Here is a 13,996-nt window from a genome sequence, read left to right on the forward strand (position 1 = left end):
AGCGGAGGTTAATCCCTCCGCTTTCTTCGTTCTTCCCTTCGTGATTTGTTGAGTTGGCTAATGGCGTCTTTGGCTTCTTTGACTTGGCTCGATTTTTTCTCCCCTCGGTCAATCACCGTTTTGTAATACTCTCTTGCCGCTTCGTAGTCTTTTTCAGTTTCCGACATTTTTCCCAAGGCAATCAACGACGACAAATAATAGCCCGACGTAAACGCTTTGGCTTGAATTGAATAATTGACAGCCTGCAAGTAATACTCTTTGGCTTTTGGAATATCGCGGTGATAGTTGTTGTAGTAATACGCCAAAACGTAAGCCGCATTTCGCCCGCTTACAGCTTCGTAGCCTGCCATTCCTTTGTCGATTTTGGACAAAATGCTGTTGGCGGATTTTTCCGCTTCGGCTGTATTTCCTCGTACAAAAGCCGAGCGGAGGTAATAACGTTCAAAATAGGGGTTGTCAGGATACGTTTCCCACGAGTACTTTGCTAAATCATACGCTTTGGCGTACTGATTTTCGTAGCTGTAAATCTGTAGTAAGAAATACCGTGCCTCGGTTCGGGTGTAAAAAGCGTTGTTTCCTACTTTTTCAAGTTGCTGAATACCAAGCTGTTTGTTGCCTTTCGGGAAGAGCCAAAGGATAGGTTTGAGCAACGGATAGTTGTCTGGAATCCATTGGGCAAAGTAATTGAACAACCCATCGCCAAACAGTAATTCTGGACTTAGATCGCTTTTTCCTTCACATTTTTCCATGTATTTCAAGGCATTCTTCCCCGCGAAAGTCGCCCGTGACCAGTGTTTCCGTTCCGAGTGAATCCGTCCTTTGAAGGCATAGGCCGCGGCCAAGAAAAACGAAGGTTCGATTTTGTTTTCGCGCGCATCATACAGTTTTTCCGCCAACGTAATGCAAGTATCCATCAACGCCAAGCAGCGGTCATCGTAGCGAGTGTCTTCGGTATTAGGCACAATTTTCCACCACTCGGCCAACCCCATCAAAAAATAAGGCATGGGATGGTACGGATAGCGGTAGCGCAGCCAACGAAATTCGGCGTCGGCTTCGGCAAATTTGAAGTTATAAAGTTTGTTAATCGCCTCAGTGGCTTCGATTTGTACGCCTGGATTGGAGAGCAACATATCGTACTTGCCATCAAAGTCGGAGGAGGCATAAAGTTGGGCATTGGCGGTAGTCGTACCTAAAAGTACCCAGCCAACGATGCTGAATATCCAATATTTTAAGATGTTCTTTTCCATGGTCTATTATCTTTGCTGTGGATATTAACGTACAACTTCTCGTTACAGTTTATTCGTAGCTTCATTTTTTAAGTTTTTTTTAATATTTTTTCATCATGCTGACGGTCAAAGACAAAAAGTTTGTTCCATTTATCGAAAAACAACCACTCGAAGAGCGAATTGCGCAACTGGGGCGCGAAATTAACGAAGATTACCGAGACAAGAACCCTCTTTTTGTGGTCGTCCTCAATGGAGCATTTATGTTTGCGGCCGAGCTAATGAAAAGCGTGACGATTCCGTGCGAAATAACGTTCGTGCGCGTGTCTTCCTATTCCAAAACGCAATCGACGGGCGAAGTAACGGAGGTTCTTGGACTGAAAGAACCCATTCGCGACCGCCACGTGATAATCGTCGAAGATATTGTCGATACGGGACTTACGATGAACAAGCTTCTTTTTCAGCTTTCGGCCCAGCGACCCGAGTCAATTCAGGTAGCTACCATGCTCTTTAAACCCAAAGCCCTCAAAACGCCGCTGAGCGTCAAGTACGCCGCTTTTGAAATCGAAAACCGTTTTGTGCTTGGCTATGGCCTTGATTATGAAGGATATGGTCGAAATGTGGACGGAGTTTATGTACTAGCGCCGTAGTCCGATTAGCCTTTCATTCAGTTTCTTTATCAACACCTAACCAACCATTTTCTTCATGTCTGATTTCCAAATTTACCTTGGATTGGGGTTTGACCACATCACCGACCCCAACGGTTATGACCACATTTTGTTTGTAGTGGCTTTGTGCGCTATTTACGCTTTTCGCGATTGGAAAAAAGTATTGGTACTTATTACGGCATTTACGCTAGGCCACTCGGTAACGTTGGCATTGGCAACATTAAAGCTGATTACGTACCGTTCTGACGTCATTGAATTGCTGATTCCGATCACAATTTTTGCCACAGCCGTTGCTAATTTTTCAGATACCAGCACGGGCGAACCAAAATCCCCCAAATTGCGGTACATCTTCGCGGCTTGTTTTGGCTTAATTCACGGCATGGGATTTTCCAACTATTTACGAAGCTTATTGGGAGAGCAAGAAAGCATTATTATGCCCTTGTTTTCGTTCAACGTGGGCTTGGAGTTGGGGCAATTGGTCATTGTGGCCATTGCATTGGGGATTGCCTCTTTGTTTATCGAAATCATTAAGTTGAAACGACTCACGTGGAATCACCTGATTTCGGGGATTGTGGCGGGAATGGCTTTGTCGTTGATTCTTAACAATGAGCTATTTCGTACGCTGATGGGGCTTCCAGTGGAATAATGTCGCAAAAAAGGCCGTACGCGTCTATGCCTTGACCTAATTTTGATTGATTTACCTTATTTTTACTATTCAACTAACAACCAAGTACCAATGAGAAAACAGTTTATTTTTTACTGGCTTATGCTCAGTACGGGCTTACTATTTGCCCAGCCCCCTGCTGCCAACTACCATGCCAATTCGCGTTTTGAGCAATTAGGCGCTCAACTCCCTACTCCAAATACGACCCGTACGGCTTCGGGAGCGCCTGGAAAAGACTTTTGGCAACAACGCGCCGATTACGACATCAAAGCGGAATTGGACGATGAACAACGCAAAATCACGGGAACCGAAACCATTACGTACCACAACTACTCACCCGATGAGTTAAAATTTGTGTGGTTGCAACTTGACCAAAATTTGTTTGCCAAAGGCTCAATCAATGCCCTTTCGCAGCACAATAGCATTCAGCCACAAATGTCGTCAAACGCTGTGCGTGGTTTAAACGCCCCAAGTTCAGTACGGACGAGCATTACTGGTGACAAAGAATATGATTTCAAAATCACGGCTGTGAAGGATGCAAAAACGGGTAAGCCGTTGGCATATACCATCAACAACACCATGATGCGCGTTGAGTTGCCTGCGAGCATCAAAACAGGGCAATCGTACGCGTTTTCGGTTGATTGGAATTACTTTATCAACGAATACTACGGCCGTGCGGGCTATGAGTTTTTTCCAAAAGATGGAAACTCTAACTACTTCATCGCGCACTGGTTTCCGCGTATGTGCGTCTATGACGACGTAAACGGATGGCAACACAAGCAGTTTTTGGGTCAAGGTGAATTTACCTTGACATTTGGAAACTATAAAGTGGCCTTGACGGTGCCTAATGACCACATCGTAGGAGCTACGGGAGAATTGCAAAACGCGGCTCAAGTGTTGACTTCTGAGCAACAAAAGCGGTTGGAACAAGCTAAAACAGCTACTCGCCCTGTGTTGATTGTGAGCCAAGAAGAAGCTGAAAAAGCAGAAAAGGGAAAGCCAACAGGCAAGAAAACGTGGGTTTTCAAGGCCGATAACGTTCGTGACTTTGCGTTTTCTACGAGCCGCAAATTCATTTGGGATGCGATGCAAATTGACCAAGCGGGCAAGAAAGTAATGTGTATGTCGCTCTATTCAAAAGAAGGAAACCCATTGTGGGGTAAATACTCGACGATGGTGGTAGCGCATACGATTAAGTCGTACTCAAAATACACAATTGACTACCCTTATCCAGTAGCGTACTCGTGCCACGCGAGCGGTGGCGGGATGGAGTACCCGATGATTTCGTTCAACGGTGGCCGTCCCGAACCCGATGGTACGTATTCGGAAGGTGTTAAGTATGGGATGATTGGGGTAATTATCCACGAAGTAGGCCACAATTTTTTCCCAATGATTGTGAACTCTGATGAGCGTCAGTGGGGATGGATGGACGAAGGTTTGAATACATTCGTGCAGTACTTGACCGAAAAAGAGTGGGACAAAGACTATCCAACGCGTCGCGGTGAGCCTCAGTACATTACTGATTACATGAAGCAAGGAACCGAAAATTTGGTACCAATCATGACGAGCTCGGACAACATTATGCAATACGGCCCTAACGCCTACGCTAAACCTGCGACGGGCTTAAATATCTTGCGTGAAACCGTCATGGGACGCGAATTGTTTGATTATGCGTTCAAAGAATACGCACGTCGTTGGGCGTTTAAAAACCCAACTCCTGCCGATTTCTTCCGTACGATGGAAGATGCCTCAGGTGTGGATTTGGATTGGTTCTGGAAAGGCTGGTTCTACGGCGTTGAGCCTGTTGACCAAGACTTAGTGGAAGTTGAATGGTTTGCCCTAGACACGCAAAATCCTGAAATTACTAAATCAAGCGCTAAGAAAGAAGCAGACGACAAGCGTAATACCGTGGCTCGTCAGCGCGATAAAGATTTTATCAAAGAATCGGTGGTAGAGAAAAATCCTGACATGAAGGATTTCTACAACTCGTATGACCCTTACAAAGTGACGGACGCTGATAAGAAAAAATACGAAACCTACTTGGCAAGCTTAACGCCCGACGAGCGTAAATTGGTAGAGTCAGGGATGAACTTCTATACGTTGAAAGTGAAGAACAAAGGAGGTTTGCCAATGCCCGTAATTGTGAAGATGCAGTTTGAAGACGGCACCGACTCAGTAGCGCGCTTCCCAGCGGAAATCTGGCGTTTGAACGACCAACAAGTATCTAAAGTCGTAACGACGAAGAAAAAAGTGGTGCAGTGGACGTTAGATCCATACCGTGAGATTGCCGACATCGACGAAGAGAGCAACAGTTTCCCACGTCAGCCAGCACAACCAACGCGTTTCCAGATGTTTAAAGGCGGAGGTTTTCAACGTGGTGGTGGTACTAACCCAATGCGTGAAGCTCAGCAGGCGCAACCTCCCAAAGCAGGTCAGCAAGGCGGCGCTAAAAACGACTAATATTTTTCAGATCTTAGACCTTCCAAGTTTTTGAAACTTGCCAGACCTTCCAAGTTTCAAAAACTTGGAAGGTCTAGTCAAACTCAAGCGGGGAATAGCGGGTTTTCAATAACCTGTTGTTCCCCGCTTTTTTGTGGCACAACATTTGCGTTTATTTTTCAAAACTCAAAAATATGCCGAATAAACGCTGGATTCTTTGTGCTTGTATTGTCATTCTGGCAAGTTGGAAACCTTCTTTTGCTCAAAAAAAACTACGAATTGAAGCTAAAATTGCCAATATAAAACCCATGCGGCTGATTTTGGCGCAGTATTTTGCAGGGCAACAAATGCCCGTAGATACCGCTATTTTGGGCGCCGACGGCCGTGTAGTTTGGCAGACCGATGCCATTCCCGAAGGCGTTTGTCGGATTGTAGGGTTAGGAAAAGGGCTTGATATTTTTGTGACGGGTTCGCAACAGTTTTCCTTTGAAGCCGATTACAAAGACCTGATTGCTAGTATTCGTTTCAAAAACTCCCCCGAAAATACCCTGTTTTTTGATTACCAACGAGAACTACGGCGGCGCTACCAAGCGGCATTGGCGGAGCGTCAGCGGATGGGGATAAAAGAGGACTCAGACCCGCGCTGGAAAAATCGTTTTCAAGAACTCAATCAACAAGTGAAGAAGTTTGTTGACTCACTTTATCAAAAACACCCTACCTACTTGAGCACGCGTTTTTTGAAAAGTTACCAAGAACCTAACTTGCCCATTTTGCCCGTTCAGAAATTATCGGCCAAAGATTCTCTGTATTTGCGAAACTACGCGTGGGAGCATTTCTTTGATAACGCTTTTCTTTCCGACGAACGAATGGTTTATACCTCCACCGTTCCCGCGCGCTTTGAACGCTTTTTGAAAGCGCTGCCTCAATTTGAAAAAGAGCATCGCCGCAAGTTAGTAGAGGGGCTTATTCAGAAAACCAAAGGAACGACCGAACTTCGCAAATACATCATTGGAGGGCTTGCCCAAAGGGTTGAATTAACATCTAATCCAGATTTTGACCAGCTTTTTGAGCAAATTGTGGATAACTATGTGGAAAACGATACAAAATTGTGGGATGCGAGTACTTTGCAGCGATTAAAAGAACTAAAAACCATAAAGGCCAATGTTGCTATTGGAAACACATTTCCTAAAATACCTCTCTCGACGGTGGACGGAAAGGCGTTTCATTGGGAAGATATCCACAGCGATTACACCCTTCTTTTCTTTTTTGACCCAGGGTGCACACATTGCCGAGAGGCTACGCCAGCGTTGGTGACAATGGCCAAACAATACGCCAATAAAATGAATGTAGTAGCCATTACGCTCGACCCCAACGAGGCGCAATGGAAGGCGTTTATCAATCAATTCCAAACCGAAGACTTTGTCAACGTCAGGGATTCAGCTCGCTCGATTGAGTTTCATAAACTAGGGGTCATAGAATACCCCACTATTTATCTGCTCGACCGAGACAAAAAAATAGTGGGGCGTTGGTTGAAAGTAGAAGAACTTCCGTCTTATCTGGTCAGTCGGTAAGAAGCCGTGAGTTGAAGGCCGCTAAAACGTTGTTGAAAACGACTATCTCGTAATTGTGCTTCGCCAGGCACCGCATACGCAATGTACATATCGCTTACGCCTTGAATGCTGGCCAAATAACGTACGCCAATGGAAAGCTTGTTCAGATTGAGCGCGACCCCTGCATGGTAGCCAAACGCATAGGTACGATAGGGCGAAAAAGTAAGGGGTGTTGAAGAATATTGCGACAAGAAATTCTTGAGGTTGCTGTCGTCAAACAATTGCAACGAAATGAGCGGCCCGCCCGTAAATTCCAAACGTTTGTGTTTGTAGCCTAACGAAAGCGGAATGTCTAACTGCCCATATTGAATGGACGTTTTATTCGTGCTTCCTGTCGATTCTAGTTCCCCTCCCTTAACAGAAAGTAAAGCTTCGGCCTGTAAAAAAACATTTTCTGTGCTGCGCACATACGCACCTATTACGTAGCCTGCCTTGCTACTTCCTTGGGTGGTTATGGTTTCGGGTGTGGCCGAGCTTGACGTCGCCCGACGCCCAAGAAAATCATCTCCTCTGAGCTGCGAAATCTGTAATCCCGCCTTTAACCCCCACTCTGCTCGTTGGGCGTTTGCCCCCAAGGCCGTCAAAACACAAAAAGCGGCAAGTAATCGTTTCATAAAACTCCTTTTTATAGTTTTAAAATAGATAAGTAATTTTCTAGTTTCAAAGTTCACTATCTTTTGCCCATAAATCCAACAAACGAATGAAAAAACACCTATTGGTTTTACTTAGCGTTCTTATTCAGTATGCGTATCAAAGCCATGCGCAAGAGGTAGATGTCTGTGTATATGGCGGAACATCGGCGGGCGTCATTGCTGCTTATACTGCGGCCAAATCAGGAAAAAAAGTCCTTTTGATTGAGCCTAGTCGGCATTTTGGCGGCCTTAGTTCGGGTGGACTGGGACAAACCGATATCGGAAATAAGTACGCAATTACGGGCGTGGCCCGCGATTTTTACCGTCGCATTGGCCAGCATTACGGCAAATTTGAACAATGGACGTTTGAGCCACACGTTGCTGAGCAATTATTTAATGACTACATCAAAAAAGCTAACGTATCCGTTTGGCTCGAACATCGTTTGGTAAGAGTTCAAAAACAAGGAGAAAAAATTCAGGCCATTGAAGTAACTGCTTCCGAATCAAAAGGGGAAAAAGTACGTCTCGTAAAAGCTAAAATGTTTATCGACTGTACCTATGAAGGCGATTTGATGGCCCAAGCTGGAGTTAGTTACATCGTTGGACGTGAAGCCAATAGCCAATACAACGAAACTTGGAATGGGGTACAAATGCACGACAAGCACCAATTCCCCGAAGGTATTGACCCGTACAAAACTCCCAGTGATCCTTCAAGCGGATTGCTTTGGGGAATTTCCACGGCAGCGCTAGCCCCAACAGGTTCGGGTGATAAGCTATTGCAAGCCTATAATTTTCGGTTGTGTTTGACAAAAGACCCTGCCAATCGAATTCCGATTACCAAGCCAGCGCGCTATGATTCAACGATGTATGAATTGTTGTTGCGTCAAGTGGCCGTCGAGAAACCTGCGCACATCAACTGGGGGGTATTGCACATTGCTGATATGCCCAATTCAAAGACGGATATTAACAACAAAGGAGGTCTTTCAACGGATATGATTGGTATGAATCATTCGTTTGCCGAAGCGGATTTCCAAACCCGAAAAAAAATCATCAAAGAGCACGAAGACTATACCAAGGGCTTTTTGTATTTCGTAGGTCACGACCCTAGAATGCCCCAACATTTGCGCCAACAAATGCTCGAATGGGGATACCCCAAAGATGAGTACCTTGACAATAACCACTTTTCGCACCAAATCTACGTCCGTGAAGCGCGCCGAATGGTGGGAGAATACGTGATGACGCAGCATAATTGTGAAGGCCGAGAAATTGTAAAAGATGGTATCGGAATGGCGGCCTACACCATGGATTCGCACAACTGCCAGCGGATACTTTTCAAAAACCCTACTACGGGAAAAATGGAGGTTCGTAACGAGGGAGATGTGCAAGTGGGCGGTTTTCCCCCCTACCCGATTAGCTATCGGTCGTTGATTCCTCGCAAGGCGGAATGTCAAAATTTGTTTGTCCCCGTATGCTTGTCAGCGACGCACATTGCTTATGGCTCTATTCGGATGGAACCTGTATTTATGGCACTTGGGCAAGCGGCGGCGGTGGCGGCAGTTCAGGCCATCAACAGTAAAAAAGCTGTTCAAGAAATAGACATTGAAACACTTCAAAGAACGCTAAAAATCAATCCACTCGTGGATGGTAGCCAGCCCGAAATTTTATTGGACAACGACGTTACTCCTAAAAATATTCAAGTTGTTGGTGATTGGCAAACCCTGAAAACGGGAAGTAAGTACGCTGCTACGCAGTTAACTGACAACTCCCTTGGGAAAACAGTAAAATCAGTTCGGTTTACGCCCGAAATCCCCCAAAACGGAGAATACGAACTCTATATATACAACCCCAATCCAACGGGGGGCGGAGGCAACCCAGGCGATGCCCAAAATCAGTCGAAAGCAAGTAAAACAACGCTAAAAGTAAAAGCAGGGAACCAAGAGCAAGAACGGGTCATTTCGACCCGCGAACAAGTGAGTGACTGGATTCGAGTAGGGAGTTTTTCGTTGGTCAAAGGAAACGGCAACTTTGTCGAAATAACCAACCAAAATGCGGATGGTATCGTTGTCGCAGATGCGGTATTGTTTGTTCCGAAGCACACAGTCAGACGATAGTCAGACTGTGCGATTCCTGCGTATCTGGTCTGACTATCGTGAAAGCAGTCAGACGGTAGTCAGACTGAAACGACTTCAATTGCTGGTCTGACTATCGTCTGGCCAGGGCTACGACGGATCCAGCATTTTGCCCATAAACAAAACGGTATTAGACGTTTTTTCACTGATGACAAACATAAACGGTCGGTCGGCGTGGTAGTAATTATTAGGCCCTACGGAGGTCAGTTCTATGCCAATGGTCGTGACAGCGGCAGCTTCCGTGCCTTTTTCATCGACGGCTACAAAAGTGTTTTGTTTCACAAATCCGACGTTTAAGCCACCCTTAGAACTAATTTTGGTCAAATCAGCGACACCAGGGATAAAAGCCGTCGGCATTCCCATGGTTTGAAGAACACTGTTTAGCTTTACTTCGTACTCTAAAGTAAACTTGGGTAATCCAATTTTAGCTTTTGGAATCTCTTTCATTGATTCTTGTAACTGTGACCACTCGTTAGCCGAAAAATTGGCAATCAAATTAGCGACTTGATTGCCATCTTTAGGAACAATCACCGTCATGGTATATTGGCCATTGCCGTAAGGAAGTTCATACGCAAAGTAAGTAGCACGAGTACCTACCCTGACATTGTCTTCCAAAAACATCATTTTCACGTTCTTGGTTTGGGTATCGGTCAGTTGGAACGGATAATCCGATGTTAGTTTTTCGGAGAAACTGGTTTTCCAATCACCCTTAAAATAGAGGGCATTCATCAAAAACATCACCATTTGTGGGTCGATGTTGTCCAGTACTTTTTTTATCTTTCCGTTCGTCTTGTCGCTGGCCCATTGGTTGAGCGGAGAAGCATCACTCCCCGTGTAAGAAGTAACGTCGGCCTTGAACCACGATTTCATGGTAGTTAGGAAATCCGTTTCGGGCTGAAAAGTATTTCGATACCACACCGAATTGGCCAAGCCGAGCGTCACTTTGGAGTCGGCCTGTGGCAATGCTTCCATCAGTTTTTGGTAAATTTGGTTGGCCTCAGTCGTTGATATTCCGCTGAGTTTAAGCGTTTGCTGGATTTCGTCGGCCGTTTTTCCGTTGGCGCCGTTGAGGAGCATCCCAAGGGCTGTGTGCAAGCTCAAGGGAGACACAAAAACGTTTTTGCTTTTTTGAGCGGCTTCATTGTTTAATGTTTTGAAAAACTCAAAAGCAAATTCGTTGGTTTGGTTAGAAAACTTCGATGGAATGCCAATGGGAGTCACTTCGTCAGAATTACTCGAAGAGGTGCAACCCAAGGCTGCCCAAAGTAAAAAAAGCGTGGCCGCAATGACCATGACACTTTGGAAAAATGAAGACGATTTCATGTTTGTTTCAGGGCTTAAGGCTCTTGTCATAGCAGTAGATTTTTTTGGTAAAAACTAGGACTATGACGCTGTTGAGGTAATAACGGTTGTAACCCAAAAAAAATTTTCAAACCCCATGCAACCTTTCTATTTGTTTTTTGCATCTACCCATTGAAACAGCCTAAACATGGTGAAAATATTACAACTATTCACAAACGAGGGCCAATTGGTCAAAGCCTTACAAAAAGGCGATCCCAAGGCGCAGCGGTATTTCTACGAGAAGTACTCCGCTCGAATGTTGGCAGTTTGTGTACGTTACCTGACCGATCAGATGGAAGCTGAGGATGTAATGATAGAGGGATTTATGAAGGTTTTTGAACGAATTGACCAATACAAAGGAGAAGGGAGTTTTGAGGGGTGGATGCGTCGCCTTATTACCAACGAAGCTTTGATGCGTTTGAGAACGCGGCGCCACATCGAAATCGACATTGACGCCCCCGAAGTACACCAACAGGTTCACTTTGAAGGGATTGAAAACAACCTAGAAGTGGAAGACTTGATGGCGGTCTTGGCAAAGTTGCCTACGGGTTATCGGACGGTTTTCAACTTGTATGCCATCGAAGGGTATTCTCACGCCGAGATTGCCGAACAGTTAGGGATAAATGAAAGTACCTCAAAGTCCCAATTGCACCGTGCAAGGGCTTTGTTGCAACAAATGGTTTCTGAAGTAGAAGGTTTAAAATGGAAAGCTTAAAACACTAAAAATATGAAAAAGCATCCAGTTGATGAGTTGTTCTCGCGCAAACTTCGCGACGCTGAAATAACCCCTCGCGATGAAGCTTTTCAAAAGTTTCAACAAAGGTTACAAACTAAAGAGCGTCGAATAGGCTGGTGGCAGCAAGGCCCTTGGCTGGCAGCGGCTGGCGTGAGCTTATTGCTTATGGCAGGCGGCGGCTGGTGGCTGATGAGCCAGCAACCGAGTGAGTCAGATACGGTGGCATTGTCAAAGACACCTTCCCCCAAAATAGTTGCTCCTAATCCTCCTCAAAATGGTGAGCAAAAAGCGGTTATTGCACCGTCCACCAATGAATTGGCCAGTCTCGACAAAAAGGCCAAAGCGGGAAGTCGTTCAGAAAGCCAAGTTCCTACTTTTTCGTCGGCAACGGCACCCACCTCGTCTAAGAGTAATTTGAAGACAAAAGAAGTAGTTCAGCCGTTGGTGCAAGAAACACAAGTAGCGCAAGTGGTTGAAACAACGCCTGCTAGTGAGCCTGTAAAACAAATGAAGTTAGAAGAACCTTCCAAAACTGTAGCATTGGCAAGCGCCATAACGGCCAAGCCAACCGAAAAAACGGTCGTACTTCAACTTCCTGAATTGGAAAAAACACTCGTTGCCGCCAATGACCCACAAACCAACGTTGCAGCAACGAATTCTTCAATAACCGATAATGATGTATTAGACAAACCTCGTAAATCGACAAGAATGGCGAAAGTATGGCAACAGCTTAAAAACGCCAAAAACGGAGAAAAAGTCGATTGGGATGAGGTCGGTTTTCATCCAAACAAGGTCGTTGCCAAAGCAATAGGTAAATAACCCAGTAACAATATCAGACCGTAATGACAACTTCAATAATTAATATAGCCATGAAAAATGTAATAACAGCCATCGTTTTAACCGTAGTGACTAGCATTGCTGCCTACGCCGAAAAGTACACCGTTCAGGGAGATACGCTCATTGTTCAGTTTGGGAACAATACCCGACTCATTGTTCAAGCCAAAGACAAGTCGGAGATTCGTAACCTAAAACAGTACGACCTCAATAAAATCATTCGCGATTTGGGAGCTACGCTGGATTCTAGTGGTAAGGAGACGTACATTTATATCAATGAACAAAACGGCCGTAAGTATCTAAAAGATACGGTGTTAGTGGTGAGTCGTAAGGATGGTGAGATTAAAATTTCCATCAATGACTCATCTTCTAGTTCTTCGACAGAAAAGAAGGAAGAAAAGTACGAAAAAGACAATGAGCCGTCGTCTAGTCACGATGATGGCAAAATCACGAGAAGCGTTACTCGGCGTTACAAAAGCCCTCGAAATGGTTTTGATGTACTCGTCGGACTGAACACCTACGCTCAAAATACGCCGCTTGCTTACAATAAGGAAGATTATGACTTATTACCTTGGGGTTCGCGATTTGTAAGCTTGAGTTGGGTAAGAGGTGCGGCCATCAGCCGAGGAAAAGATGCCTCATTGGGGCTTGATTTGGGGGTAGATGTGGCGTGGTACAATCTGATGTTTGACGGAAACAATACCGTCCGTAAAGATGCCAATTCCATTAGCTTTCCTACGGCCTCAAAAGACCTGCATAAGTCCAAACTCACGGCGGCTTACGTCAACCTATCTTTGATGCCAACGCTGGCGATTCACCGAGGGCCTATTTCTTATTTGAGCGTTGGAATGTATGCGGGCTATCGGCTCGACAGCTACACCAAAACCCAAGAGACTAGAAAAGGACGCTCGGAGCGAATTCACTCCAACTACTACCTTAATAACTTTCGATATGGTTTCGGCGCTGAGTTAGGCATTCGCCATTTTCCTGACCTTTTTATGCAGTATGACCTAGGTGAACTGTTTCAAACTAGCAAAGGACCTGCCGTACGAATGATTAGTTTTGGTGTTCGTTTATAGTGCTAGCAATTAGGCAATTACGGTGCTTTTGAAGGCAATTTAGAAGCACCGTAATTATTTTTCTTGAAAAAAAGTTTGTTTTTTTTTGCCTAAAAGTTTGAACTGAATTAAAAACAGCATACATTTGCGACTCCAAAAACGACAACAAAGTCTTTTGGAAGTTTTTTGAAAATAAGAAGGGGGTGTACCAGAGTGGCCAAATGGGGCAGACTGTAAATCTGCTGACGTACGTCTTCGGTGGTTCGAATCCATCCGCCCCCACCTTTTTACATAAGAATATCAGCGGGAGTAGCTCATTTGGTAGAGCGGTAGCCTTCCAAGCTTCAGGTGGCGGGTTCGAGCCCCGTCTCCCGCTCAAAATGGAGTCGTAACTTGAAAAGTTGCAAACATTTACCTCATAGGATTTTGTCGCTCCATAGCAAGTTAATTGTTACTTGTTAATTGTTAATTGGAAGTTTTAACTACAAATAACTGTTAACGAATAGCGATTAACTTTTTTGTTGAAAAGCCGTTATAGCTCAGGGGTAGAGCACTTCCTTGGTAAGGAAGAGGCCCGGGGTTCAAATCCCCGTAACGGCTCTGGCAGAAAAAATAGTTAACAATTAGGAGTTCTTTTCGCGGTAGTAGTGATAGCTATGGTC

At 45.0% G+C, this 13,996-nt stretch carries 11 protein-coding genes and 3 tRNA genes; 11 read left to right on the forward strand and 3 right to left on the reverse strand.

Annotated features, from left to right (window positions below; translation table 11 throughout):
* Positions 1-8: 8 nt before the first annotated feature.
* On the reverse strand, positions 9-1,247 hold the full coding sequence (locus FHS57_RS25930; protein ID WP_183978821.1) for a tetratricopeptide repeat protein: 1,239 nt from the start codon (positions 1,245-1,247) through the stop codon (positions 9-11).
* Between the two features lie 95 nt (positions 1,248-1,342).
* Between FHS57_RS25930 and hpt the strand changes: the two genes are divergently transcribed.
* The 4 genes from hpt to FHS57_RS25950 all read left to right on the forward strand — a co-directional run bounded on the left by hpt (position 1,343) and on the right by FHS57_RS25950 (position 6,565).
* Positions 1,343-1,873: a hypoxanthine phosphoribosyltransferase gene (hpt, locus tag FHS57_RS25935; protein ID WP_183978823.1), complete on the forward strand. Its 531-nt coding sequence runs from the start codon at positions 1,343-1,345 to the stop codon at positions 1,871-1,873.
* Between the two features lie 55 nt (positions 1,874-1,928).
* On the forward strand, positions 1,929-2,537 hold the full coding sequence (locus tag FHS57_RS25940) for a HupE/UreJ family protein (protein WP_183978825.1): 609 nt from the start codon (positions 1,929-1,931) through the stop codon (positions 2,535-2,537).
* 90 nt (positions 2,538-2,627) lie between these two features.
* Complete coding sequence (locus FHS57_RS25945) at positions 2,628-5,015, forward strand: M1 family metallopeptidase (RefSeq protein ID WP_183978827.1); 2,388 nt, start codon at positions 2,628-2,630, stop codon at positions 5,013-5,015.
* A gap of 173 nt (positions 5,016-5,188) precedes the next feature.
* A complete protein-coding gene (locus FHS57_RS25950) occupies positions 5,189-6,565 on the forward strand; it encodes a TlpA disulfide reductase family protein (RefSeq protein WP_183978829.1) in 1,377 nt (458 codons plus the stop codon).
* Here the strand turns inward: FHS57_RS25950 and FHS57_RS25955 are convergent.
* Entirely contained in the window at positions 6,547-7,218 is a 672-nt protein-coding gene (locus tag FHS57_RS25955) for an outer membrane beta-barrel protein (protein WP_183978831.1), read from the reverse strand. The genes FHS57_RS25950 and FHS57_RS25955 overlap by 19 nt on opposite strands.
* Positions 7,219-7,304: 86 nt before the next feature.
* On the opposite strand from FHS57_RS25955, the gene FHS57_RS25960 reads away from it, so the two are divergent.
* Positions 7,305-9,347: an FAD-dependent oxidoreductase gene (locus FHS57_RS25960; protein WP_183978833.1), complete on the forward strand. Its 2,043-nt coding sequence runs from the start codon at positions 7,305-7,307 to the stop codon at positions 9,345-9,347.
* 108 nt (positions 9,348-9,455) lie between these two features.
* On the opposite strand, the gene FHS57_RS25965 is transcribed toward FHS57_RS25960, so the two are convergent.
* Positions 9,456-10,688, reverse strand: coding sequence for a serpin family protein (locus FHS57_RS25965; protein ID WP_183978940.1), 1,233 nt, complete (start codon positions 10,686-10,688; stop codon positions 9,456-9,458).
* 166 nt (positions 10,689-10,854) lie between these two features.
* Here FHS57_RS25965 and FHS57_RS25970 point away from each other — a divergent pair, with 166 nt between their 5' ends.
* The 6 genes from FHS57_RS25970 (at position 10,855) to FHS57_RS25995 (ending at position 13,934) form a co-directional block, all read left to right on the forward strand.
* Complete coding sequence (locus FHS57_RS25970; protein ID WP_183978835.1) at positions 10,855-11,421, forward strand: RNA polymerase sigma factor; 567 nt, start codon at positions 10,855-10,857, stop codon at positions 11,419-11,421.
* Positions 11,422-11,433: 12 nt separating this feature from the next.
* Complete coding sequence (locus FHS57_RS25975; protein WP_183978837.1) at positions 11,434-12,261, forward strand: hypothetical protein; 828 nt, start codon at positions 11,434-11,436, stop codon at positions 12,259-12,261.
* Positions 12,262-12,311: 50 nt separating this feature from the next.
* Entirely contained in the window at positions 12,312-13,355 is a 1,044-nt protein-coding gene (locus tag FHS57_RS25980; protein WP_183978840.1) for an outer membrane beta-barrel protein, read from the forward strand.
* Between the two features lie 178 nt (positions 13,356-13,533).
* Positions 13,534-13,616 (forward strand) — tRNA-Tyr (locus FHS57_RS25985).
* Between the two features lie 21 nt (positions 13,617-13,637).
* A tRNA-Gly gene (locus tag FHS57_RS25990) sits at positions 13,638-13,710 on the forward strand.
* 152 nt (positions 13,711-13,862) lie between these two features.
* Positions 13,863-13,934: transfer RNA gene (locus tag FHS57_RS25995), tRNA-Thr, on the forward strand.
* Positions 13,935-13,996 lie beyond the last annotated feature (62 nt).

The organism is Runella defluvii (genome assembly GCF_014195535.1).
In the GTDB taxonomy this organism is placed as follows: domain Bacteria; phylum Bacteroidota; class Bacteroidia; order Cytophagales; family Spirosomataceae; genus Runella; species Runella defluvii.

Bases quoted from the DNA above. Each gene is read 5' to 3' on its own strand.
- FHS57_RS25940 (WP_183978825.1), top strand. From the start codon at position 1,929: ATGTCTGATTTCCAAATTTACCTTGGATTGGGGTTTGACCACATCACC.
- FHS57_RS25945 (WP_183978827.1), top strand. From the start codon at position 2,628: ATGAGAAAACAGTTTATTTTTTACTGGCTTATGCTCAGTACGGGCTTA.
- FHS57_RS25970 (WP_183978835.1), top strand. From the start codon at position 10,855: ATGGTGAAAATATTACAACTATTCACAAACGAGGGCCAATTGGTCAAA.
- FHS57_RS25980 (WP_183978840.1), top strand. From the start codon at position 12,312: ATGAAAAATGTAATAACAGCCATCGTTTTAACCGTAGTGACTAGCATT.
- FHS57_RS25975 (WP_183978837.1), top strand. From the start codon at position 11,434: ATGAAAAAGCATCCAGTTGATGAGTTGTTCTCGCGCAAACTTCGCGAC.
- FHS57_RS25965 (WP_183978940.1), bottom strand. From the start codon at position 10,688: ATGAAATCGTCTTCATTTTTCCAAAGTGTCATGGTCATTGCGGCCACG.
- hpt (WP_183978823.1), top strand. From the start codon at position 1,343: ATGCTGACGGTCAAAGACAAAAAGTTTGTTCCATTTATCGAAAAACAA.
- FHS57_RS25950 (WP_183978829.1), top strand. From the start codon at position 5,189: ATGCCGAATAAACGCTGGATTCTTTGTGCTTGTATTGTCATTCTGGCA.
- FHS57_RS25960 (WP_183978833.1), top strand. From the start codon at position 7,305: ATGAAAAAACACCTATTGGTTTTACTTAGCGTTCTTATTCAGTATGCG.
- FHS57_RS25930 (WP_183978821.1), bottom strand. From the start codon at position 1,247: ATGGAAAAGAACATCTTAAAATATTGGATATTCAGCATCGTTGGCTGG.
- FHS57_RS25955 (WP_183978831.1), bottom strand. From the start codon at position 7,218: ATGAAACGATTACTTGCCGCTTTTTGTGTTTTGACGGCCTTGGGGGCA.